Source organism: Nitrosomonas sp., assembly GCF_019752095.1.
In the GTDB taxonomy this organism is placed as follows: domain Bacteria; phylum Pseudomonadota; class Gammaproteobacteria; order Burkholderiales; family Nitrosomonadaceae; genus Nitrosomonas.
The window spans coordinates 18,380-42,556 of record NZ_JAIEMO010000026.1 but is presented as its reverse complement, the minus strand read 5'-3'; the positions used below and the strand labels follow the sequence as shown (position 1 = coordinate 42,556).

Below are 24,177 nucleotides of genomic sequence, written 5' to 3'. Positions count from 1 at the left end.
GGCGGTGAGATTCGAACTCACGGTAGAGTCACCCCTACGGCAGTTTTCAAGACTGCTGCCTTAAACCGCTCGGCCACGCCTCCTTTTGCAAAACCTGCAGGCCGAATCATACCTTTTAGCGTGCTTCTTGGCTAGTTGTCGAACATCTAATTTATCAGTTAAGTAAATAATTATTGGAGGTAATGTCATTTTTCTTTATGATTGCTATATTGAATTTTCTGACTTCAAGAATGTAATTATATGAATTTTTTATGAAATTATATATTTGCTGATTCTTTTTGGTACTATCTCGATGGATTTTTTGACTCAATCTAGGCATAGAAAAAGCGTATTCTGAAAGGTAGTAGATGTATGTGGTCGGATCCAGGAGTAGCAAAGCTAGAGCAGGTACGTATCAGCACCAATCAAGATATGGTGCGACGCATGCGTTTGGGTGGTTTGTTTTATGTTTTGTGTTGCGGTGCTATCGTACTGATGTCTCCTGTGCTGCGCATGCAGCCTTATATTGCGCTCTTTGTCGCTCTGTTTATAATTCTGGCGATATCACGTTTTGTAGTTTATAAGCGTGCGCTGATTTTATTCGATAGAAATGAGCAACAGATAGAATATTCGATCTTAACGATCTATATCACAACGGCACTAGGTTGGACTATTTTTTTGATGTGGGTATTCCTATCCATTAATATTCTGGATAGCAGCGTTACTTTAGCGGTCATTTCGACAGTCGGTTTTGTTGCAGGTGGCATAGCGGCTACTTCACCTCGCATTCAGTTGATGCTCGTCTATGCAGTGATAATTTATCTGCCTAGTCTTTTAAGCTTAGTATTATTTGTCCCAGGTGAAGGTAGTTTGGTATTGATGATAATTGGACTTGCCTATTTCTTTTTTTCTGTACATAACGGTAAGCTGCAGCATGAGAATTATTGGGTTGCGCGGCAACAAGCTGTGCAATTAGAGAAACAAGCTATTGATCTGGAATACGCCCGCTTACAAGCGGAGAATGCGAATAAAGCTAAATCTGCATTTTTGGCTGCTATGAGCCATGAGATCAGGACACCAATGAACGGCGTACTTGGAATGACTGAAATTCTGGCAACCACTTCACTTGATTCGGAACAAACAAATTATCTGAGTGTAATCCGTAATTCTGGGAAAACTCTGTTACGAGTCATTGATGATATTCTGGATTTTGCGAAAATAGAGGCGCATAAACTCAAAGTGGCTAATCGGTCATTTAACCTTCGTGCATTGATTGATGAAGTGAATTTGCTATTTTGCGCTAAAGCCAGAGAATCATCGCTGAATTTTATTGTGAGTTTCGAATGTAATCTATCCTTTAATCTTGTTGGTGATCCTGATCGAATTAAACAAATTTTGTTTAACCTGCTCGGTAACGCGTTTAAATTTACTGCAGAAGGGGAAGTTAAATTACAGATCGGTTGCTACCCCCTTGCAGATCAAAGTGGAGTTGAGGTAGAACTTATCGTTGCAGATACTGGGATAGGTATATCAACCGAGAATCAGACGCGTTTGTTTCAGGAATTTTCACAAGTAGGGGAATCTACACAACATATTCGAGGTACCGGACTAGGCCTTGTGATTACACGCAATTTGTTATCACTAATGGGGGGCTCAATTACTGTATCCAGTGAAATTGGTAAGGGCGCAGAATTCCGTGCGCATATTCCCCTTAAATATGCAGCTATTGATACAGTGATCTCTCAGCAGAGCCAATTAACTTCAAAGCAGCCTATTGCTATTGTCGAGTCTCGTGTCCGTGTCTTGGTTGTTGAGGATAATGATGTGAACCAATTAGTCAGTAAAGCAATGTTGGAACGGTTGAATTGTGAGGTTGTTATTGTAAATGATGGTGCGGAGGCAATTAGCGCGTTCACATCGCAACATTTTGATTTGATTTTAATGGATTGTAATATGCCTGTGATGGATGGGTTTGAGGCTACACGACGGATTCGTGCGCTTGAACAGGAGAAAAATGCTGTGCCGATTCCAATTGTTGCATTAACTGCCCATGCTTTTGATCATGTCAGGCAGGAATGCCTTACTGCTGGTATGAATGAGCATCTAAGTAAACCATTCGATGTCGCGCAGCTTAATCAGATATTACAACAATTTGTTTCGATACATTCGCCATAGCGTGAGGGCATTTGAGAATTCTGATTTGTCGTAACAGAGGCGAATGCTCCAGTGCGATAATAAGCAATATCGGATTAACGCTGGTTATTAAATACTTGCTAAATGGCAGTTAATTTTTATTATTTGAGGAATTATGATTTGGAAACCTAATGTAACGGTTGCAGTTGTTGTTGAACAAAATGGCAAATATTTATTGGTGGAGGAGGAGCCTGAAACGGGTTGCGGATTGTTTCTAAATCAACCTGCAGGGCATCTGGATCCAGGAGAATCCATCATTCAGGGAGCGGTACGGGAGACACTGGAAGAAACTGGGTATACCTTCGAACCTGAATATGTATTGGGTGTATATCAGTGGCACTCACATCGTGCAGATACCACCTATCTTCGATTTGCGTTTGGCGGGCGTGTTACACATCACGATCCCGAACGGAAGCTCGATACAGGCATTTTACGGGCGTCTTGGTTTGGCTTTGATGAAGTTAATCAAATGATTCAGCGTCACCGCAGTCCTCTGGTTATGCAATGTATTCGTGATCACCTTGCCGGTAAGCGCTATTCATTGGAGTTGATGTTGAATTTTGAATCCTAAGATGATGACGAAGTGTCGTGTAATTGTTGGTATGTCTGGTGGTGTTGATTCATCTGTGGCTGCATATTTGCTGAAGCAACAAGGCTATGATGTTGTAGGGTTATTTATGAAGAATTGGGAAGATGATGATACTGATGAATATTGCTCTTCCCGGCAGGATTTTCTAGATGCCGTATCGGTTGCTGACGTTATTGATATTCCTATCGAAATTGTAAACTTCTCAGTTGAATACAAAGAGCGTGTATTTTTACAATTTCTTGCAGAATACCAAGCCGGACGCACGCCGAATCCTGATGTATTATGCAATGCTGAGATCAAATTTAAAGCATTTCTGGATTATGCAAATAAACTGGGTGCTGATTATATCGCAACAGGTCATTATGCCCGGGTGCGTAAAGCGGGTAGCGTTTTTCAATTATTAAAAGGTGAAGATGGAAACAAAGATCAAAGCTATTTTTTGTATCGGTTGAATCAAGCACAACTTGCTAAGTCGCTTTTTCCAATCGGTCATCTCTATAAACGCGAAGTGCGTAAAATAGCCAGGGAGCTGAAGCTCCCGAATTACTCTAAAAAAGACAGTACGGGCATATGCTTTATTGGCGAGCGTCCGTTTCGTGAATTTCTTAATCGCTATTTACCGCACAAACCTGGCGAAATTCAAACAACTGATGGAAAAGTCATTGGTCAGCATATCGGATTAATGTACTACACCATAGGGCAGAGACAGGGGTTGGGGATTGGGGGCGTCCGGGATGGTGGTGATGAACCATGGTTTGTAGCAGCCAAAGATATGATCAAAAATGTGTTGATTGTCGTTCAGGGGCACAATCATCCGGATTTGTTTCGTCCTTCCCTAAAAGCAATCAATTTAACCTGGATCGATGAAAAACATCCACATTGCAATTGGGTTTACGCTGCAAAAACACGCTATCGCCAAACTGATGCGCCTTGCACAATTACAAATCTGTCACATGAGTACTGTCAAGTAGAGTTTGCCCAAAATCAATGGGCAATCACCCCAGGGCAATCCGTTGTGATTTATGAGAGTCAAGTATGCTTGGGGGGAGGAGTCATATTGCAATGATTCTTGAAGCCTCATTATTTTCAATTACAAGAGATCTTATGTTGTAACTAAAGAATTATTTTATTGTATTGAATATTTTTGTTTAAATTCATACTATTAGATATATTTTATAATTTTATTGTTTTTCCCTCTTGAAATTCTGAATCACAAACCCTACTATTAGCACTCGTGGTTACGGAGTGCTAATAGTAATCCCAATATTAGAACCTTGACTGTCTTAGTAGTGTTAAAAGAATGATGTGCATTGATTGCACGGATATTAGTTTATTAATTTTCAAAGGAGAGAACAGCATGAAAATTCGCCCTTTACATGATCGTGTTATCGTAAAGCGATTAGAAGATGAACGTAAAACAGCTTCAGGTATTGTTATTCCTGATAGCGCAGCAGAAAAACCAGATCAAGGTGAGATCCTGGCAATAGGCAAAGGAAAAGTCGGGGATGATGGAAAAATTCGTCCATTGGAAGTGAAAGTCGGCGATAAAGTGTTATTTGGCAAATATGCCGGGCAATCCGTCAAGGTTCAAGGCGAAGAACTTTTAGTCATGCGAGAAGAAGATATTATGGGTGTAATTGAAGGTTAATCCATTAGTTCAATGACGCGCAAGAATAATGTATTGAGAGATTAGGAGAGAGTTATGTCAGCAAAAGAAGTGAAGTTTGGCGATTCAGCACGCCACAGAATGGTAGCCGGTGTAAATATTTTAGCCGACGCAGTAAAGGTAACATTAGGACCGAAGGGCCGAAATGTTGTTCTGGATCGTTCCTATGGTGCGCCTACCATTACCAAGGATGGAGTATCTGTCGCCAAAGAGATTGAATTAAAAGATAAATTTGAAAATATGGGCGCGCAGATGTTAAAAGAAGTAGCTAGCAAAACATCTGATGTAGCCGGCGATGGTACAACCACCGCAACCGTGTTGGCGCAAGCTATTGTAAAAGAGGGCATGAAATATGTAGCGGCCGGTATGAATCCAATGGATCTCAAACGCGGAATTGATAAAGCAGTAACCACAGCGGTTGGTGAGTTAAAGAAACTGTCAAAGCCATGTGCGACAGCAAAGGAAATTGCGCAAGTTGGGAGTATTTCTGCAAACTCGGACAATGAAATTGGCAAGATCATTGCGGATGCAATGGACAAAGTGGGCAAGGAAGGTGTAATTACAGTAGAAGATGGGTCGGGATTGCAAAACGAATTGGAAGTCGTTGAAGGTATGCAATTTGATCGTGGTTATCTGTCGCCCTATTTTGTGAGCAGCGCGGAAAAACAGATTGCGCTGTTAGATAGCCCATATATTTTGTTACATGACAAGAAAATCTCTAATATTCGTGATTTATTACCCATATTGGAACAGGTCGCAAAAGCAGGTAAACCGCTACTGATTATCGCTGAAGATGTTGATGGTGAAGCGCTTGCTACATTGGTTGTAAACAATATACGCGGTATTCTAAAAACTTGTGCAGTTAAAGCGCCTGGTTTTGGTGATCGTCGCAAAGCGATGTTGGAAGACATCGCAATTTTGACTGGCGGTACGGTTATTGCTGAAGAAGTTGGTTTGACATTAGAGAAAGCTACATTAAATGATCTGGGTCAAGCCAAACGCATTGAAGTAGGCAAAGAAAATACTACTATCATTGATGGCGCAGGCAATGCTGATAATATCCAAGGTCGCGTCAAGCAAATCCGCACTCAAATTGAAGAAGCTACCAGTGATTACGACAAAGAAAAACTACAGGAGCGTGTGGCTAAGCTTGCTGGTGGTGTAGCACTGATTAAAGTCGGCGCTGCTACTGAGGTTGAAATGAAGGAGAAAAAGGCTCGGGTTGAAGATGCGCTGCATGCAACGCGTGCTGCCGTAGAAGAAGGCGTTATCCCTGGAGGTGGTGTAGCATTATTGCGTGTAGTTCCGATTGTTAAGAAAACAAAAGGTGATAATCACGATCAAGATGCAGGTATAAAGATTGTTATACGCGCACTTGAAGAGCCTCTACGTCAAATTGTATTGAACTGTGGTGATGAACCGTCTGTTGTTGTCAATAAAGTAGCTGAAGGTCAAGGAAATTTTGGCTACAACGCTGCAACTGGCGAATATGGTGACTTGGTTGCGATGGGTGTTTTGGATCCAACCAAAGTAACTCGTTCTGCTTTGCAGAATGCAGCTTCAGTTGCAAGCTTGATGTTAACCACTGATGCAATGGTTGCAGAATTGCCTAAGGAAGATGCGCCAGCCGGTGGTGGCATGGGTGGCATGGGTGGCATGGGTGGAATGGGCGGTATGGATATGTAAGGTAGGTCATTGTTTTTATACTGTCTTTTGAATCACGCAGACTTCAATCTTATATTGAGGTCTGTTTTTTTATGTCTATCTAGCTAACTAGAGAAATAGAGATGTTAATCGGGCGTTATATTTTTCTTAAAAAATACTTATTCGTGATAAATTTTTGAATATGAATAAATTAGAAAATTATTCTGCACCTAAAGATCTTTTGAAAGATCGCGTGATTCTTGTCACAGGTGCAGGGCAGGGGTTAGGGCGTGCGGCAGCATTATCTTATTCGAATCATGGAGCCACGGTAATTTTACATGGCCGTAAAGTAAAAAAATTGGAAAGCGTTTACGATGAAATAGAAACCATCGGTAAAGCGCAAGCTCTAATTTATCCGCTTGATCTGGAACGTGCTGAAGAAAAGGATTTTTTTGCTCTGTCACATGCGGTTGCGCAGCAGCTGGGGCGCTTGGACGGAATCTTGCATAACGCAACCTACTTACCTGGTTTAAGCCCACTGGAACATCAAACAATTGAGCAATGGCGAGCCTTGTTGCAGGTTAATTTGATAGCTCCTTTTGCATTAACAAAAGCATGTTTGCCGCTACTGAAGGCTTCTCCTGATGCGAGCATTATTATGACATCAAGTACGCACGGACATAATCCATCGGCTTACTGGGGTGGTTTTGCCGTTGCAAAAGCCGGTCTGGAAGCATTAGTCAAGATACAGGCTGATGAATGGGGGCAGATACCGAATTTGCGCATTAATACAGTGATACCCGGCTTGGTGAATTCACCACAGCGCGTGATTACACACCCGGGTGAAATAAAACAAAAGATGCGTCAACCTGATGAGTTGATGTCGGTATATTTGTATTTGATGGGATTGGACAGCAGAGAAATAAGTGGTCAGACAATCTTGTGCTAATTGATAACGAATCAAATGATCAGGCTGCGGTTAGCGGGATTAGAAGGTATAATTGATAATAAATAAAATGATATGCGAAAGTGGCGGAATTGGTAGACGCACCAGATTTAGGTTCTGGCGCCGAGAGGTGTGGGGGTTCGAGTCCCCCCTTTCGCACCAAGTTAGGTTTAACTTGGGCTTGTGGTCCGTAGGTATTACTCAATAAATAAAACAGTTAGTATTCGAAATTATGTTGAAGAAAATTAATCAATCAGGATTTTTTTAATGGGATCAAATGTAGAAAACCTCGGCGCACTGGAACGTCGTTTCGATATTTCAATTTCTCTTGAAAAATTGCAAGGTGAAATTGATATTCGCTTAAAAAAGCTGGCAAAGACAACCAAGTTTCATGGTTTTCGCCCTGGAAAAGTTCCGCTTACGATAGTTAAACAAATGCACGGCGTGCAGATACAGCAGGATGTGATCAATGATGCAATTCACAAGGAATTTACAGATACCGTTAAGGATAATAATTTAAGAATTATTGGCTATCCTCGTTTTGAAAACAAATTAACCAATGAACACGACGAGCTTTATACAGTCAGTGCAATATTTGAAGTTTATCCTGAGATCATATTAGGTGATTTGAGTAATCAAAATGTCGAACAACCTGATGTGCAAGTCGGCGAAGCTGATATTGATAAAACGATTGACATGATAAGTAAGCAACGAGTGATATATGAGCCTGTTGATCGCGCAGCAATCAAAGGTGATCGGGTCAAGATAGATTATCATGGCGTTATCAACGGGGATGATTTTGCAGGCGGAAAAGCCGACGATGTTCAATTAATACTTGGTGATGGAAAATTTTTAAAAGACTTTGAAAGTTCTCTGATAGGCATGAAAGCTGGGAATCATAAATCATTTGATGTTGTTTTTCCTCAAGAATATCATGGTAAAGACGTTGCTGGAAAAACAGTTACATTTGAAGTAAAAATGAATGAGCTGGAAACGCCAATATTACCATCTGTGGATGCAGAATTTGCTAAATCATTGGGTGTTCCCGATGGAGATTTAAAGAAGTTGCGTGAAGGAATAAGAAAGGATCTCGAACGTGAAGTCTCTAAGCGCTCAAGGTCAAGACTTAAAGAACAGGTCATGAAAGCAATTTTGGAAACAACTCAAATTGAAGCGCCTGCCGTTCTGGTTAATCAAGAAATGGATAGATTACTGCAGAGTGCTAAAAGTGACTTTGAAGCACGAGGGATAAAAGCAAACGAAATATCTCTAAAATCTGAGTTATTTAAAGAAAAAGCTGAATATCGAGTCAAATTGGGACTAATTTTAGCAGAGCTTGTCAAAGTACATTCTATTAAAAATAATCCAGCGCGTGTTCGGAGCATAGTAGAAAGCGCGGCGCAAAGTTATGAGAATCCTGAACAAGTTGTTAAATGGCACTACGCTTCCCCAGAGCGACTACAAGAAGCTGAATCGTTAGCACTAGAAGAAAATATTGTCGATTGGGCGCTTGATCAAGTTAAATTAATCAATAAAACTATTACATTTGATGAGTTGATGGGGATATCTTAAGATGACACAAATATTTGATAATATCCGTGATGTAGAGCCTAGAAACCTTGGGTTAATCCCTATGGTCATAGAGACTAGTGGTAGGGGGGAGCGTGCTTATGATATATATTCACGCTTATTGAAGGAAAGAGTCGTGTTTCTTGTTGGTCCCGTCACTGAAGCAAGTGCAAACCTAGTTGTTGCTCAATTTTTATTTTTAGAATCAGAGAATTCAGAAAAAGATATCTTTTTTTATATTAATTCACCAGGCGGCGTAGTTTCTTCCGGTTTGGCAGTTTATGATACGATGCAATATATTAAACCTGATGTTAGCACGCTGTGCATCGGTCAAGCTGCAAGCATGGGAGCGTTATTGTTGACTGCGGGTGCGAAAGGTAAACGTTATTGCTTGCCAAATTCAAGAGTTATGATTCATCAGCCACTGGGAGGCTTTCAAGGTCAAGCCTCGGACATTGAAATACATGCGCGCGAAATACTTTATCTAAAATCACGCTTGAATGAGATTATGGCTAAACATACAGAGCGATCAGTATCTGATATTGAAAAAGATACGGATCGTGATAATTTTATGAGTGCAACAGAATCTGTAAATTATGGTTTGGTGGATGCAGTTTTATCTCGCAGGAATGATAGTGATAGTGCAAATTAAGTAAATATTGATACGCAAATTTTTTAATCACGGATATTTAACTCAATTAGTGTAGGAAAAAATATGCCAGACAAAGCTAGTAGTGAGAAACTTCTTTACTGTTCTTTTTGCGGCAAGAGTCAGCATGAGGTGAGGAAACTTATTGCTGGACCGTCGGTGTTTATTTGTGATGAATGCATTGATCTCTGCAATGACATAATTCGCGAAGAAATGCAAGGAGACGAAGCAACCAAGCTTGTAAAATCAAACTTACCTGTGCCACGTGAAATCTGCCAAATATTAGATCAATATGTTATCGGGCAAGAGTCTGCGAAGAAGATTCTTTCTGTGGCCGTTTATAATCACTATAAGCGTCTAAGAAATATACCAAAATCAGATGATGCTGAAGATATTGAGCTGTCAAAAAGTAATATCTTGTTGGTAGGTCCTACAGGTTCTGGTAAAACATTACTTGCGCAAACTTTGGCTCGACTCTTGGATGTACCTTTTATTATGGCCGATGCCACTGCTTTAACGGAAGCGGGCTATGTTGGCGAAGATGTTGAGAATATCATTCAGAAATTACTTCAGAAATGTAATTACGATGCAGAAAAAGCGCAGAGAGGCATCGTTTATATTGATGAGATTGATAAAATTTCACGCAAATCGGACAATCCATCGATCACACGCGATGTTTCAGGCGAAGGAGTGCAGCAGGCGCTCTTAAAGCTGATTGAAGGGACTATTGCTATGGTTCCTCCGCAAGGTGGGAGAAAACATCCTAACCAAGAATTTATTCAAGTTGATACCACTAATATTCTGTTTATTTGTGGCGGCGCATTTGATGGACTCGATAAAGTAATTAGGACGCGTACCGAGAAAGGTGGGATTGGTTTTGGCGTTGAAGTAAGGAGTCCTGCAGGAAAGGATGTAAATAAGGTATTACAGCAAGTTGAACCAGAAGATTTGGTCAAGTTCGGATTAATACCTGAGTTCGTTGGACGCTTGCCAGTTGTCGCAACTTTAGAAGAGTTGAATGAAGCTGCATTAATTCAGATATTGACTGAACCAAAGAATGCACTTGTTAAGCAATATTGGAAAATGTTTGACATGGAAGGAGGTGTTGACCTTGAATTCCGGGAGCCAGCCCTTAAAGCAATTGCAAAGAAAGCTTTGACACGTAAAACGGGTGCACGTGGCTTACGTTCTATTCTAGAAGAAATATTACTAGACATTATGTATGATCTTCCATCATTAGAGAATGTTACAAAAGTAGTTATTGATTACAACTCGACTAGTGATGACATTAAGCCAATTTTGATTTATTCGGACCAACCTAAAGTTGCAAAACGTTCTAAATAATTGCTAAAAAACTTATTTAACAATTTCAGTAGAAATAAATGTGGTGTTATTTAAACTTGAATTTTTTCTTGTAGCGCATATATGTACTGTTAATTATAAACTTTATTTGTGAGTTGATATGATTTCATTACTCGAAGACTCTGAACAATTGGTATTGCCGCTATTACCATTGCGCGACGTAGTCGTTTTTCCTCATATGGTTATTCCATTATTTGTAGGAAGACAAAAATCGATTAAAGCGCTTGAGCTCGCAATGGAAGCAAATAAAAATATTCTGCTTGTTGCTCAAAAAATAGCTTCTAAAGATGATCCCGTTCCTGAGGATTTATATGAAGTGTGTAGCGTTGCTAGCTTATTGCAGATGCTGAAATTACCAGACGGAACAGTCAAAGTTCTAGTGGAAGGTAATCATCGAGCAAATATTTTAGAGTTTATTGATTCGGGGACTCATTTTACTGGTCGGGCATCGCCAATATTGTTGCCTGACTCTACAGATGATTCCGAAGCCGAAGCAATGCGAAGGGCTATTCTGGCTCAGTTTGATCAATATGTAAAACTAAATAAAAAAATCCCGCCAGAGATCATTACTTCTCTCAGTAGTATCGATGAAGCAGGGCGTTTGGCCGATACAATTGCAGCCTATTTACCATTAAAACTCGAGCAGAAACAAGAGATATTGGAAATTTTTGATGTAACTAAACGCCTGGAACATTTACTAGGATTGCTGGAAACTGAGCTCGATATTTTACAAGTAGAGAAACGTATTCGCGGTAGAGTAAAGCGGCAAATGGAAAAGAGCCAACGGGATTATTATCTTAATGAGCAGGTAAAGGCCATTCAGAAGGAGTTGGGTGAAGGTGAAGATGGGGCGGATATTGAAGAAATTGAGAAAAAAATAAAATCGGCTCAAATGCCTAAAGATGCTTTGGCAAAAGCTGAATCAGAATTAAAAAAACTTCGCTTAATGTCTCCAATGTCGGCAGAAGCCACTGTAGTTCGAAATTATATTGATGCGTTGGTTGCATTGCCATGGAAGAAAAAGAACAAAATTAATAGTGACTTAAAATCAGCGGAAGCTGTTCTTGAAAAAGATCATTATGGCCTTGAAAAAGTTAAAGAACGAATTGTCGAATACTTGGCTGTACAACAGCGTGTGAGTAAAATGAAAGCGCCGATTATTTGTTTGGTAGGTCCGCCTGGTGTGGGTAAAACATCTCTTGGGCAATCAATTGCTCATGCAACCAATAGAAAATTTGTGCGGATGTCACTGGGCGGCGTACGTGATGAGGCTGAGATTCGTGGGCATCGACGTACCTATATTGGGTCAATGCCGGGTAAGATTTTGCACAATATGAGCAAAGTAGGTGTCAAGAATCCATTATTCTTGCTTGATGAGATTGACAAGATGGGTATGGATTTTCGTGGGGACCCATCTTCAGCTTTGCTGGAGGTTCTTGATCCAGAACAAAATAGTACCTTTGTGGATCATTACATTGAGGTCGAATATGATTTGTCCGATGTCATGTTCGTGGCGACAGCAAATACACTAAATATTCCTCCGGCTCTGCTTGACCGTATGGAAGTAATTCAATTATCTGGATACACGGAAGAGGAAAAATTAAATATCGCTACGCAGTATTTATTAACTAAACAAATGCAGAATCATGGGATTAAAGAAAGCGAATTAATGGTTTCTGATTCTGCATTGCGGGATATTGCGCGTTATTACACGAGAGAGGCTGGTGTGCGTGCAATGGAACGAGAAATTTCAAAAATTTGCCGAAAAGCTGTAAAAGCACTATTACTTAAAAAAACAAAAAATAGAATTTCTGTTACGTCACGTAATCTGGATAAATTCCTTGGGATTAGGCGTTATACCTATGGCGTTGCAGAAGAAAAAAATCAAGTGGGACAAGTAACTGGATTGGCTTGGACAGAAGTGGGGGGCGAGTTATTAACCATAGAAGCTGCAGTATTACCAGGGAAAGGGAAAACCATTACAACGGGTAAATTAGGAGAAGTGATGCAGGAGTCTATCCAGGCAGCTCTTTCTGTAGTTCGGGCTCGATCTCATCTGCTAGGTATTCCCGAGGATTTTTACCAAAAAAATGATATTCATATACACCTTCCAGAAGGTGCAACGCCGAAAGATGGACCTAGCGCAGGTATCGGCATTTGCGTTGCGATGATATCGGCTCTAACAAATATTGCGGTGCGGGCTGATATCGCTATGACAGGTGAAATTACTTTAAGAGGTGAAGTACTACCGATCGGCGGACTAAAAGAAAAATTGTTAGCAGCACATCGAGGTGGTATTAAGGCGGTGATTATTCCTGAAAAAAACGTGAAGGATTTAACCGAGATTCGCCCAAATATTAAAAATAATTTGACTATCTATCCTGTTAAATGGATAGATCAGGTGATTGATTTAGCACTGGAACATAAACCAGAGCTGCATTCTACTCCGATTGTACAGCCAGCCTTGCCATCGAGTAACGAAGAAAAATTAATAGAAACAGTTATTAAGCATTAAAACTAGAGTCTAAACTCTAAACTCGGCAAGAAGCGGAATATGATCTGACAGTCGGTGCCAGGGTTGACCGTACAGGCGATTGCAGTTAATAATATCGAGCCCTCGATAATAGATGCGATCCATTGACAGTACTGGCATCCACGCCGGAAACGTGCGTGCGTAAGCTCCACGGGTGATTTTAAATACCTCTTTAACGCCGAGGTCACGGTGTAAATAGCGTTCGGCCTGTTCTCGCCAATCATTAAAGTCGCCTGCAATAATTAACGGTTCATTGGGTGAAACATGCGTACTGATCCGTTTAACCAGCGTCGAAAATTGACGCTCTCTTTCGCGACCAAATAACCCGAAATGAATGCAAATGATGTGAATTCTCTGATGGGTTTCAGGAATTTTGATTACGCCATGCAGCAGGCTTCTACTCGCCGATCGTAGCATTGAAACATTAATATTATCCCATTCAATAATAGGATATTTGCTTAATATTGCATTGCCATGATGCCCGGAATTATAAATGGCATTTTTACCATAAGCATAGTGATGCCAAACTTGATCGGCAAGAAATTCAAACTGCTGGGTATTGTGCCAATTATCAAATCGCTGATTAGATATTCTGCGCTCACCATGCACTTCTTGTAAAAAAACGATATCAGCATCAATATGACGTAGAAAATTCTTTATTTCATGAAGAATAAAACGCAAATTCGTTGCGCTGAATCCTTTGTGAATATTATAGGTTAAAACTTTTAGCGATGTGCTAGCCATATGATTCCTGAATTTTGGCGTTTTTTATGAGTCGAATAAATTCGGCATCATCAATTAACTGAATCATCAATGACAATCGAATTACTCCAGCTATTATTCATAATTATAATCGCAAATGGCGCGCCAATATTGGCGCGAATGCTACTCAATAATCAGTTGAATACCGCTGTTGATTTTGGCGCCAAAATGGCAGATGGCAACCCTATATTTGGAACCTCAAAAACTTGGCGAGGTATTCTAGCTACATTACTCATCTCGCCCATTGCTGTTTTGACATTTGGTTACACTGCAGAAATAGGTATTCTGATTGCTATTGGTACGATTTCCGGAGATTTATTCTCCAGTTTTGTCAAACGTCGACTGGGAATGGCGCCAAGCAACAAAGCGCCATTGCTGGATCAAATTCCGGAATCGCTTATTCCCGCGCTGATGATGATGCAGATTTTTAACCTCTCTTTATTAGGTGTTTTATTTTTGGTTTTTGCGTTTACTGTCATTGACATGATTATTACGTATTTTCTTTATCACTGGCGGATACTCAGGAAGCCCTGTTGATTGTCAGCAGATTATTGTTATGGGTCTTACTAAAGAACAAATAGTTAATCTACCTAACTTGGTCAGCGTAATCCGGATATTATTGGCGCCGGTGATGTTTTATTTTGCATTCAAACAGCAACCCTACTGGTTTTTTGGAGTATTGTTACTTGCGATATTTACTGATGTGCTTGATGGGTTGCTTGCCAGAATTTTAGATCAAGCAACCACATTAGGGTCTCGTCTTGATAGCTGGGGCGATTTTATTATTTATTCAACAATGGCGATATGCGCTTGGATATTATGGCCAGATACCATGCTGCGCGAGAAATTCTACTTTATCATCATTGTTCTTAGCTTTACCTTGCCTGTTCTAGTTGGTCTTATCAAATTTCATACAATAATCAGCTACCATACCTGGAGTGTAAAGATCGCTGTAGCTATAACCGCCATCAGTTATATTTTGCTGTTCGCTGAAATATTAGACTGGCCTTTTAGAATAGCCACTTTTTTTTGCGTATATGCAGCCATAGAAGAAATTGCGATCACACTACTGATTCGCTGTCAGCGCGTGAATGTCAAAACAGTTTGGCAGGTATTAAAAAATAACAAGAACACGCATAACAGTATGTGATTCTTGCTCATATCTTACGATTATATCCCCGCAATAGTTTGTTTTGTAATGGTTCTTCTGGCTGTTATTAGCCCTGGTGGAAGTAACTCTTATTAATAAAATGGATATCCAGAATAGGATTTGCGTGATCAGAGAAACTAGAAAATATTCTGTTTTCTAAGTCTTTGTCCGACTTAAGTGCTTTCCCTAGTGCAATTATCAGTGTCAGCACAATAAAAAGAACTGCTACCTTTAGTAGCCATTGAATCATGTGTTTATTTTTCATTAAATTACAATTAAAAAAATAATATCATTCGACTCATCTTACAAAATTTTCTTTTTATCTTTGTAAGCTATTGATCTTTTGGGGTGACTGATGGGACTCGAACCCACGACGACCGGAATCACAATCCGGGACTCTACCAGCTGAGCTACAGCCACCATAGAAACACGTGTTGCGGTTATTTTACACAAACTAAACAGGTGCTTCAAACCACAGTTGAAGAAATATTTATGGCGTGCCCGACAGGAATCGAACCTGTAACCCCCAGCTTAGAAGGCTGGTGCTCTATCCGATTGAGCTACGGGCACCAAATCGGGCTGCTCTAAATATTAGGGCTGAAATTGGTCGGGGTGGAGAGATTTGAACTCCCGACATCCTGGTCCCAAACCAGGCGCGCTACCAGGCTACGCTACACCCCGGAAAAGGCGACACTATACCTTTTTAGGCTGGAAACGTCAATTTATCGTCAGTGATAAAATGAATTGAATCAGCAAAAATTTAATCCTCGATTATGCTGGTGCGCATACAATATCTTTTTTGCGTTTTGAGTGTTTTTCCATAATGACTGATGTCTCACTGCATGCCTTTGATCAGGCTATTCTGAACTGCCAGCAATGCCCACGTTTGTCCGGTTTCTTGCAAACCGTGAAGGATCAGTATCCGGATTATCATGCACGCCCGGTGATTGCGTTTGGCGAGGCCGCGCCGAAGCTTTTAATCGTAGGCCTGGCACCCGGTATGCACGGTGCAAATCGTACAGGGCGGCCGTTTACCGGAGATTATGCGGGCATTTTATTGTATCAGACCTTGCATAAATTTGGCTTTGCCACGCGAAATGACTCGATTTCAGCGGATGATGGATTGCAATTGCTGGACTGCCGCATTACCAATGCGGTGAAATGTCTGCCACCGGAAAACAAGCCGATCCCAAAGGAAATAAGGCAGTGTAACCAATATCTGTCGACTGAAATTAATCAGTTTGTGCAAGGTGGTGGTATTGCTGTGCTGGTGCTGGGTACGGTGGCGCATCAAGCTGTTTTGATGAGCTTGCAGTTAAAAGCAAAAAACCATCCGTTTGCGCACGGTGCGGTACACGCAGTGCCGTCATCATCGAACAATGGTTTGCGACTTTATGACAGCTATCATTGCAGCCGCTACAATACACAGACCAAACGCTTGACCGCAGAAATGTTTGCGCAGGTGTTTGCGCAAATCGTTGCTGATATCAAAAAATAACTCAATCAACTACCAGGAGAATTTATGCCTTATGTCAATATCCGTGTTGCTGGCACACTGACCCGCGAGCAAAAGCAGCAGATTGCCACCGAATTAACCGATACACTGGAACGTGTCGCGAATAAACCGAAATCCTACACTTACATCAGTTTTGACGAACTTCCTGACGAAAATTGGGCCGTGGCAGGAAAATTATTAGGTGGTGAGGATTAAGCAGTTTGTCGAGCAGCGGTTTTGACGCCAAGGAATTTTGTAGCAACCTACCGTTGCAGCCGGGTGTTTATCGCATGATCAACGCCGCGGGCGAGGTGATCTACGTCGGCAAGGCGGTCAGTCTAAGAAAACGTGTCGCTTCCTATTTTCAGAAAAGCAATCTGACACCTAGAACCCAGTTGATGGTTTCGCAAGTGACTGGAATCGAAACTACCGTGACGCGTTCGGAAGCCGAGGCGTTGCTGCTGGAAAATAATCTGATCAAAAGCCTGAAGCCGCGCTATAACATTCTGTTTCGCGATGATAAGTCCTATCCCTATGTGATCTTGAGTGGACATGAGTTCCCGCGCTTAGGATTTTATCGCGGCGCATTGGATAAAGCGCATCAGTATTTTGGACCCTATCCAAACGCGGGCATTGTGCGCGAAAGCATTCAGTTGCTGCAAAAAATTTTTCGTTTACGTACTTGCGAAGATAGCGTTTTCAGTAATCGCGCACGTCCGTGCTTGCTGTATCAGATCAAGCGTTGCAGTGGTCCGTGCGTCAGTCGGATCAGTCAACAAGAATATCAAACCGACGCCAAAAATGCCGAGCTGTTTTTGCAAGGCAAGCAAACTGAAGTGATGGAAGTGATCAACGTCAAGATGCAACGTGCTTCCGAACAATTAGAATTTGAACAAGCAGCGGTATTGCGTGATCAGGCCCAAGCGTTGCGCCGGATTCGCGAGAAACAGTTTGTCGATAGCGGCAAGGCGCTGGATGCCGATGTGGTGGCCTGCATGGTATCGCCGGATGGATCGGGGAAAGCGTGCGTTAACCTGGCGATGATTCGAGGAGGGCGTCATTTAGGGGATAAAAGTTTTTTCCCGCAAAATGCGAATGATTACAGCGCAGCGAACGTGGTTGAGGCATTCCTGGCGCAGCACTATCTGAATCGTAGTGTGCCCCCATTGATTATTCTGGGCGAAAAAATCGAGCGTGAAGCGTTGCAGGCGTTATTAACTGAACAGTGCGGCCATAAAATTACCCTGCAACTCAATCCGATCGGTGAGAAACGTGCCTGGCTTGATATGGCAACTGAAAATGCCCTCTTGGCTTTGAAACAAATGATGAGCCGTCACGCCAGTCAGGAAAAGCGCTTGCTGGCCTTGCAGCAGGAATTGCAGATGCCCGGCCTGCAACGCATTGAGTGTTTTGACATCAGCCATACCCTGGGCGAGGCTACCGTGGCATCGTGCGTGGTGTACGATAATTTTGCCATGCGCAATAACGAATACCGTCGCTATAACATCGAAGGCATTACGCCTGGCGACGATTATGCCGCAATGCGGGAAGCGCTATCCCGGCGCTATCAAAAAGTGATTAGCGGCGAAGGCCAATTGCCGGATCTGATTCTGATCGATGGCGGTAAAGGGCAGGTGAGTGCAGCGCAGGAAGCTTTGCAGGAATTGGGCATCAACGATGCCAGTTTATTGGGCGTGGCCAAAGGCGAACAACGCAAGCCCGGGCTGGAACAATTGATTTCTCCCTTATTCGAAAAGCCGTTACAATTACCCAGTGAACACGCAGCATTGCACTTAATCCAACAAATCCGCGATGAAGCGCACCGTTTTGCGATTCAAGGACATCGTGGCCGGCGTGGCAAAACCAGAACCAGCTCCAGCCTGGAAAATATCGATGGCGTCGGTGCTAAACGCCGGCAGCGTTTGTTAGGGCGATTTGGCGGATTAAAAGGCGTATTGACTGCAAGCATTGAAGAATTACAGCAAACCGAAGGAATCAGCCGTAAATTGGCGGAAAAGATTTATCGAGAATTACATTAATTCCATTACAACTTACTTTTAAGTGCCATTTCATGCCTTATAACCTGCCTAATTTATTAACCTGGTTACGTATTCTGGCGATTCCGTTATTTGTGGGTATTTTTTATTTGCCCCACTCCTGGCTATCACCGTCTAACCAGAATCTCATTGCTACACTAATTTTTGCTGGTGCAGCCATTACCGACTGGCTGGATGGCTACCTGGCACGTGTGCTCAACCAAACTTCCGCATTCGGCGCGTTTTTGGATCCCGTGGCTGACAAACTAATGGTATGTGCTGCATTGATTGTGCTGGTTTATTTGGGTCGATTGGATGCGCCCATCGCGCTAGTGATTATCGGGCGGGAAATTACGGTTTCGGCGCTGCGCGAATGGATGGCACAGATCGGTCAATCCAAAAGTGTCGCGGTATCGTTTCTGGGTAAAATCAAGACTACATCACAAATGATCGCCATCCCACTGTTACTGTACCATGAAAATATCGGCGAACATTTCGACGCGCAGCAAATTGGCACGTGGCTAATCTATATTGCCGCAGTATTAACGCTGTGGTCGATGTTTTATTATTTAAAGGCTGCATTGCCGCAAGCGTTGAAGAGCGACAAAGGAAATTCCGATGAACATTAATTCGACCTGGGCGATCACGCATGAAAATATGGATTGATGCCGATGCCTGCCCGGTTGTTATCAAAGAAATTTTATTTAGAGCCGCCGCAAGAACGCAACGGAACTTAATACTGATTGCCAATCATCCCGTGTATATACCCCCCTCGCCGTTTATCCGCATGCAACAGGTGGAATCCGGGTTTGATGTGGCGGATAACGAAATCGTCAAAAGGCTGGAAGGCGGGGATCTCGTGATTACCAGCGATATTCCGCTGGCCGCGGAAGTCATCAGAAAAGATGGTTTTGTGCTCAGTCCGCGGGGTGAGCTGTATACCAAGGAAAATATCGGTGCGCGATTAAGCATGCGCGATTTCATGGAAGCCTTGCGCAACAGCGGCGTTGATACCGGTGGTCAGCCCTCCTTGAGTCAGAATGACCGTAAGTCGTTTGCCAATCAATTGGATAAATTGCTGGCGCAATGCTAGGAGTCTGTCGCTGATGATTGATATTGTGCAAGTTAGCGTGGCGATTTCTTGCTTTGTTGAAACAGTGCTCTTGTGTCAATTGTTAGCTTATTTGTATGTCGTGTTTGTTGTATATAAAACAACTTTCTCCAACTCCCTGATCGAATTCAATCTTAAATAAAAATTGCCACAAATTATTTTTTATTCTGACAAATAATAAAAAAATTGCAGCAATAAAATAATTTGTGGTGTACTATCGGTGCTGTAGTAATTGTCTTTAACCACTATATGTAGTGGTTTTGTGAGAATCATACTATTTCATTGAATACATGGAAATTTGTATTTTCTTTGGTGAATATTCAGTCAGGAGGAATCATCAATGCAACTTGCGACAGAACATACCAACCTCAAGCCTGTATCCGGAACTTCAAGTTTTAACGATACGCCGACACAAAATTCCCGCTTTTCCCAACATAGAGTTATTCGCCGTAATGGTGCCGTGGTCACGTTTGAGCCCGGCAAGATCTCGGTGGCTTTGACGAAAGCTTTTATCGCAGTCGATGGCGGCCAAGGCGCTGCATCGGTCAGGGTGCGTGAAGTGGTGGTCAGCCTAACTCAGGATGTGGTGAATGCCTTGCTGCGCCGGCAGCCCGATAGCGGTACTTTTCATATCGAAGATATCCAGGACCAAGTTGAGTTAGCTTTAATGCGCTCCGGTGAACACGATGTGGCGCGCGCTTATGTGCTGTATCGCGAAGAACGCACGCGGGAAAGAGCTAAGCTGAAGCAAAAATCAACCGCAGAGACAGCGGCTGAAGTATTGTATGTGATGGATAACGGGCAAAGAATACCACTGGATGTGGCTAAATTGTCTACATTGATCGAGTCTTCCTGCGCAGGATTGGGAAATACCGTTGATCCGTCATTGATTCTAAAAGCCACATTAAAGGATTTGTACGACGGCGTACCCATCGAAGAAGTTAGAAAATCCGTGATTCTGTCGGCGCGCGTGTTGTTTGAGAAAGACCCGGCTTACAGTTATGTCACGGCACGTTTGTTATTGAATAATGTACGTCATGAAGTGCTTGGCGCAGAGGTCTCGCAGCAGATGATGGCGTCGCAATATAAAGAGTATTTTCCGGCTTTCATCAAACGCGGCATTGAAGCCGACCTATTGGATCAACGCCTGGCGCAATTTGATTTGGCGCGTTTGAGCGAAGCGCTGGATGCGGATCGCGACCTGCAGTTTGATTATCTGGGATTGCAAACTTTGTATGACCGCTATTTTCTGCATATCAAAGAACAACGCATCGAATTGCCGCAAGCGTTTTTTATGCGCGTGGCGATGGGGTTGGCGTTGAATGAAATCGACCGGGAAGCGCGTGCAATCGAGTTTTATCAAGTGCTGTCGAGTTTCGACTTCATGAGCTCGACACCGACATTGTTTAATTCCGGGACTTGCCGCTCGCAATTATCATCCTGCTACCTAACCACAGTGCCGGATGATCTGGATGGCATTTATGAATCCATCAAGGAAAATGCATTACTGGCCAAGTATGCGGGTGGATTGGGTAATGACTGGACATCGGTGCGTGCAATGGGCGCGCGCATCAAAGGCACCAATGGTAAATCGCAGGGCGTGGTGCCTTTTCTGAAAGTGGTGTCAGATACCGCGGTCGCGGTTAATCAAGGCGGCAAACGCAAAGGTGCGGTTTGTGCCTATCTGGAATGCTGGCATCTGGATATCGAGGAATTTCTCGAGCTGCGTAAAAATACCGGTGACGATCGCCGCCGCACGCACGACATGAATACCGCCACCTGGATTCCCGATTTATTTATGAAACGTGTCATAGAAGGCGGTGACTGGACCTTGTTCTCACCTTCGGATGTTCCGGATTTACATGAAAAATTCGGTCGGCAATTTGAACAAGCGTACTTAGGTTACGAGACCAAGATTGAGCGTGGCGAACTGGAGTTGTTCAAAAAAATTCCGGCGGTGCAATTGTGGCGCAAAATGCTGAGCATGTTGTTTGAAACCGGACACCCGTGGATTACCTTTAAGGATCCTTGCAATATCCGTTCACCGCAGAACCATGTCGGCGTGGTACACAGCTCTAATTTGTGCACGGAAATCACGCTGAATACCAACGATAAGGAGATTGCCGTTTGCAATCTGGGTTCGGTCAATTTGGTCGCGCATTTGAAGGATGGCGCGCTGGATATGGACAAACTGAAACGCACCATCCATGTTGCCATGCGCATGCTGGATAATGTCATCGACATCAATTTCTACGCCGTTGCGAAAGCGCGCAATGCCAACTTGAAGCACCGCCCGGTTGGATTGGGCATCATGGGATTCCAGGATTGCCTGCATCAACTGGGTATTTCCTACAGTTCGCAAGAAGCGGTGGAATTTGCCGATCGTTCCATGGAGGCGGTGGCTTACCAGGCTTACTGGGCCTCGACTGAATTGGCGCAGGAACGCGGTTGTTATAGCAGTTATCAAGGCAGTCTGTGGGATCGCGGCATTCTCCCGCACGATACGCTGACGGTGTTGCAACAGGAACGCGGCGGCTATGTCGAGGCGGACCTCTCGGCGACATTGGATTGGGATGCATTGCGGCAGCGCATCAAACTGCATGGCATGCGTAATTCAAACTGCCTGGCGATCGCGCCCACTGCGACGATATCCAACATTGTGGGTGTTTCTGCGAGTATCGAACCGACTTATCAGAATCTGTACGTTAAATCGAATCTATCCGGCGAATTCACGATTGCCAATCGATCACTGGTCAACGATCTGAAGAAGCTCAATCTATGGGATGAAGTCATGCTCTCCGACTTGAAATATTTTGACGGCGCGATCAGTAAAATCGACCGCATTCCGGAAAATATTCGCACCCTGTACGCGACCGCATTTGAGATGGATCCGCTGTGGTTGATTGAAGCAGGCGCGCGGCGGCAGAAATGGATCGACCAGTCGCAATCGCTGAATATTTATATGGGGGGCGTGTCCGGCAAGAAATTGGATGAAACCTATAAATTGGCGTGGCTGCGCGGTCTGAAAACTACGTATTATTTGCGCTCGATGGGCGCCACCGCAGCGGAGAAATCGACCGTGCGTGCAGGCTCACTGAATGCCGTGCCTGCTGATGGCGGGGTGGTTAAGGCGGCGGTGGAAGTATCCACAGTTGAAATCAAATATTGCGCGATCGATGACGAAAGCTGCGAATCGTGTCAATAATCCAACAAGATCAAGAGAAAGGAGCCAATTATGCTGACATTTGAAGACGAATCAATCAAAGCTGAAATGCCATCAATCCCAGGTTTGGATGGGCCGCTACAAGGACTGTTTAAGGATTCTCACACTGTGACAGCCAGTGATGCCACGGATGAGCAAGCCATTGCCGGCAGCGCCAATCGCCGCATTTCGGTTGAAGATAAGCAAATCATTAATTGCAATGCGGACGTGAATCAATTGGTGCCGTTCAAATATAAATGGGCCTGGGATAAATATCTCGGAGCCTGTGCCAATCATTGGATGCCGCAAGAAATCAGCATGAGCCGGGATATTGCGTTGTGGAGAGACCCCAACGGCCTGACCGAAGATGAGCGCCGCCTAGTCAAGCGTAACCTGGGTTTCTTTGTGACGGCGGATTCATTGGCGGCCAACAATATTGTACTGGGGACATACCGCCACATTACCAATCCCGAGTGCCGCCAATATTTGCTGCGCCAAGCGTTTGAAGAAGCCATTCATACCCATGCGTATCAATATATCGTTGAATCACTGGGCCTGGATGAAGGTGAAATCTTTAACGCTTATCATGAAGTATCCTCGATTCGCGACAAAGACGAATTTCTGATTCCATTTATTGATACGCTGACTAATCCGCACTTTAAGACCGGCACCTTGGAAACGGATCAGCAGTTGCTCAGAAGCCTGATCGTGTTTGCCTGCATCATGGAAGGCTTGTTTTTTTATGTGGGCTTCACGCAGATTCTGGCGCTGGGGCGGCAAAATAAAATGACCGGTTCGGCCGAGCAATATCAATATATTTTGCGTGATGAATCGATGCACTGTAACTTTGGCATTGATGTGATCAACCAGATCAAAATGGAAAATCCACATCTATGGACCAAAGCATTCCGCGAAGAAATTTCTGCGTTGATGCAAAAAGCCGTGGCTTTAGAATACCGTTATGCGGAGGACACGATGCCGCGTGGCGTATTGGGAATGAACGCGCCGATGTTCAAGGAGTATTTACGCTATATCGCCAATCGCCGCTGCCAGCAAATCGGTCTGGATACGCTGTATCCGAATGCCAATAACCCGTTCCCATGGATGTCGGAAATGATGGACTTGAAGAAAGAAAAGAATTTCTTCGAAACGCGGGTGACGGAATATCAAACCGGTGGTGCGCTGAGTTGGGATTGATTGCTGCTGTAGCCGATGCAGTCGTTTATGCGACTTTCTAGTTGTATATGCTACGTTAAACATTATTGCGAATGATCTTGAGGATTCTATGACC

The 24,177-nt window shown here is 43.2% G+C and carries 20 protein-coding genes and 4 tRNA genes; 20 read left to right on the top strand and 4 right to left on the bottom strand.

The genetic code is table 11. From position 1 onward, the window contains the following. Nucleotides 1-351: 351 nt before the first annotated feature. The 11 genes from K2Q13_RS08625 to lon all read left to right on the top strand — a co-directional run bounded on the left by K2Q13_RS08625 (nucleotide 352) and on the right by lon (nucleotide 13,112). Nucleotides 352-2,154: a response regulator gene (locus K2Q13_RS08625; protein ID WP_292920656.1), complete on the top strand. Its 1,803-nt coding sequence runs from the start codon at nucleotides 352-354 to the stop codon at nucleotides 2,152-2,154. Between the two features lie 133 nt (nucleotides 2,155-2,287). Then, the gene (locus tag K2Q13_RS08620; RefSeq protein WP_292920655.1) at nucleotides 2,288-2,743 is read left to right on the top strand and encodes an NUDIX hydrolase; all 456 of its coding nucleotides are present in this window, start codon (nucleotides 2,288-2,290) and stop codon (nucleotides 2,741-2,743) included. Nucleotides 2,744-2,747: 4 nt separating this feature from the next. Continuing rightward, on the top strand, nucleotides 2,748-3,827 hold the full coding sequence (mnmA, locus tag K2Q13_RS08615; protein WP_292920657.1) for a tRNA 2-thiouridine(34) synthase MnmA: 1,080 nt from the start codon (nucleotides 2,748-2,750) through the stop codon (nucleotides 3,825-3,827). Nucleotides 3,828-4,118: 291 nt separating this feature from the next. Further along, the gene (locus K2Q13_RS08610; RefSeq protein ID WP_013648311.1) at nucleotides 4,119-4,409 is read left to right on the top strand and encodes a co-chaperone GroES; all 291 of its coding nucleotides are present in this window, start codon (nucleotides 4,119-4,121) and stop codon (nucleotides 4,407-4,409) included. Between the two features lie 54 nt (nucleotides 4,410-4,463). Then, nucleotides 4,464-6,113 carry a chaperonin GroEL gene (gene groL / locus K2Q13_RS08605; protein WP_292920654.1) on the top strand — a complete coding sequence of 550 codons (1,650 nt, stop codon included), beginning with the start codon at nucleotides 4,464-4,466 and terminating at the stop codon, nucleotides 6,111-6,113. 160 nt (nucleotides 6,114-6,273) lie between these two features. Next, nucleotides 6,274-7,020, top strand: coding sequence for a YciK family oxidoreductase (locus K2Q13_RS08600; RefSeq protein WP_292920653.1), 747 nt, complete (start codon nucleotides 6,274-6,276; stop codon nucleotides 7,018-7,020). A gap of 74 nt (nucleotides 7,021-7,094) precedes the next feature. Continuing rightward, nucleotides 7,095-7,179 (top strand) — tRNA-Leu (locus tag K2Q13_RS08595). Between the two features lie 105 nt (nucleotides 7,180-7,284). Beyond that, nucleotides 7,285-8,589, top strand: coding sequence for a trigger factor (gene tig / locus K2Q13_RS08590; protein WP_292920652.1), 1,305 nt, complete (start codon nucleotides 7,285-7,287; stop codon nucleotides 8,587-8,589). Between the two features lies 1 nt (nucleotide 8,590). Continuing rightward, on the top strand, nucleotides 8,591-9,238 hold the full coding sequence (gene clpP / locus K2Q13_RS08585) for an ATP-dependent Clp endopeptidase proteolytic subunit ClpP (protein ID WP_292920651.1): 648 nt from the start codon (nucleotides 8,591-8,593) through the stop codon (nucleotides 9,236-9,238). 63 nt (nucleotides 9,239-9,301) lie between these two features. Then, nucleotides 9,302-10,579, top strand: coding sequence for an ATP-dependent protease ATP-binding subunit ClpX (gene clpX / locus K2Q13_RS08580; protein ID WP_292920650.1), 1,278 nt, complete (start codon nucleotides 9,302-9,304; stop codon nucleotides 10,577-10,579). Between the two features lie 118 nt (nucleotides 10,580-10,697). Further along, entirely contained in the window at nucleotides 10,698-13,112 is a 2,415-nt protein-coding gene (gene lon / locus K2Q13_RS08575; RefSeq protein ID WP_292920649.1) for an endopeptidase La, read from the top strand. Between the two features lie 9 nt (nucleotides 13,113-13,121). Here lon and K2Q13_RS08570 read toward each other — a convergent pair whose 3' ends face one another. Beyond that, nucleotides 13,122-13,874 carry an endonuclease/exonuclease/phosphatase family protein gene (locus K2Q13_RS08570; RefSeq protein ID WP_292920648.1) on the bottom strand — a complete coding sequence of 251 codons (753 nt, stop codon included), beginning with the start codon at nucleotides 13,872-13,874 and terminating at the stop codon, nucleotides 13,122-13,124. A gap of 69 nt (nucleotides 13,875-13,943) precedes the next feature. On the opposite strand from K2Q13_RS08570, the gene K2Q13_RS08565 reads away from it, so the two are divergent. Next, nucleotides 13,944-14,429: a CDP-archaeol synthase gene (locus K2Q13_RS08565; RefSeq protein ID WP_292920647.1), complete on the top strand. Its 486-nt coding sequence runs from the start codon at nucleotides 13,944-13,946 to the stop codon at nucleotides 14,427-14,429. Nucleotides 14,430-14,448: 19 nt separating this feature from the next. Beyond that, nucleotides 14,449-15,042: a CDP-alcohol phosphatidyltransferase family protein gene (locus K2Q13_RS08560; RefSeq protein ID WP_292920646.1), complete on the top strand. Its 594-nt coding sequence runs from the start codon at nucleotides 14,449-14,451 to the stop codon at nucleotides 15,040-15,042. A 344-nt stretch (nucleotides 15,043-15,386) separates the two neighbouring features. Here K2Q13_RS08560 and K2Q13_RS08555 read toward each other — a convergent pair. The 3 genes from K2Q13_RS08555 to K2Q13_RS08545 form a co-directional block, all read right to left on the bottom strand. Continuing rightward, a tRNA-His gene (locus K2Q13_RS08555) sits at nucleotides 15,387-15,462 on the bottom strand. 73 nt (nucleotides 15,463-15,535) lie between these two features. Next, a tRNA-Arg gene (locus K2Q13_RS08550) sits at nucleotides 15,536-15,612 on the bottom strand. A 34-nt stretch (nucleotides 15,613-15,646) separates the two neighbouring features. After that, nucleotides 15,647-15,723 (bottom strand) — tRNA-Pro (locus tag K2Q13_RS08545). Between the two features lie 142 nt (nucleotides 15,724-15,865). On the opposite strand from K2Q13_RS08545, the gene K2Q13_RS08540 reads away from it, so the two are divergent. From K2Q13_RS08540 to K2Q13_RS08510, 7 genes are all read left to right on the top strand, one after another. Then, nucleotides 15,866-16,540, top strand: a complete 675-nt coding sequence (locus K2Q13_RS08540; RefSeq protein ID WP_292920645.1) for a uracil-DNA glycosylase — start codon at nucleotides 15,866-15,868, stop codon at nucleotides 16,538-16,540. A 24-nt stretch (nucleotides 16,541-16,564) separates the two neighbouring features. Next, on the top strand, nucleotides 16,565-16,753 hold the full coding sequence (locus K2Q13_RS08535) for a 4-oxalocrotonate tautomerase family protein (RefSeq protein ID WP_013648300.1): 189 nt from the start codon (nucleotides 16,565-16,567) through the stop codon (nucleotides 16,751-16,753). 5 nt (nucleotides 16,754-16,758) lie between these two features. Next, the gene (uvrC, locus tag K2Q13_RS08530; protein ID WP_292920644.1) at nucleotides 16,759-18,576 is read left to right on the top strand and encodes an excinuclease ABC subunit UvrC; all 1,818 of its coding nucleotides are present in this window, start codon (nucleotides 16,759-16,761) and stop codon (nucleotides 18,574-18,576) included. Nucleotides 18,577-18,608: 32 nt separating this feature from the next. Further along, nucleotides 18,609-19,202 (top strand): CDP-diacylglycerol--glycerol-3-phosphate 3-phosphatidyltransferase, encoded by a 594-nt coding sequence (gene pgsA / locus K2Q13_RS08525; protein ID WP_292920643.1) that lies wholly within the window; start codon nucleotides 18,609-18,611, stop codon nucleotides 19,200-19,202. A 20-nt stretch (nucleotides 19,203-19,222) separates the two neighbouring features. Continuing rightward, a complete protein-coding gene (locus K2Q13_RS08520) occupies nucleotides 19,223-19,666 on the top strand; it encodes a YaiI/YqxD family protein (RefSeq protein WP_292920642.1) in 444 nt (147 codons plus the stop codon). Between the two features lie 358 nt (nucleotides 19,667-20,024). Further along, complete coding sequence (locus K2Q13_RS08515) at nucleotides 20,025-22,889, top strand: ribonucleoside-diphosphate reductase subunit alpha (RefSeq protein WP_292920641.1); 2,865 nt, start codon at nucleotides 20,025-20,027, stop codon at nucleotides 22,887-22,889. A gap of 30 nt (nucleotides 22,890-22,919) precedes the next feature. After that, nucleotides 22,920-24,083 (top strand): ribonucleotide-diphosphate reductase subunit beta, encoded by a 1,164-nt coding sequence (locus tag K2Q13_RS08510; protein WP_292920640.1) that lies wholly within the window; start codon nucleotides 22,920-22,922, stop codon nucleotides 24,081-24,083. Nucleotides 24,084-24,177 lie beyond the last annotated feature (94 nt).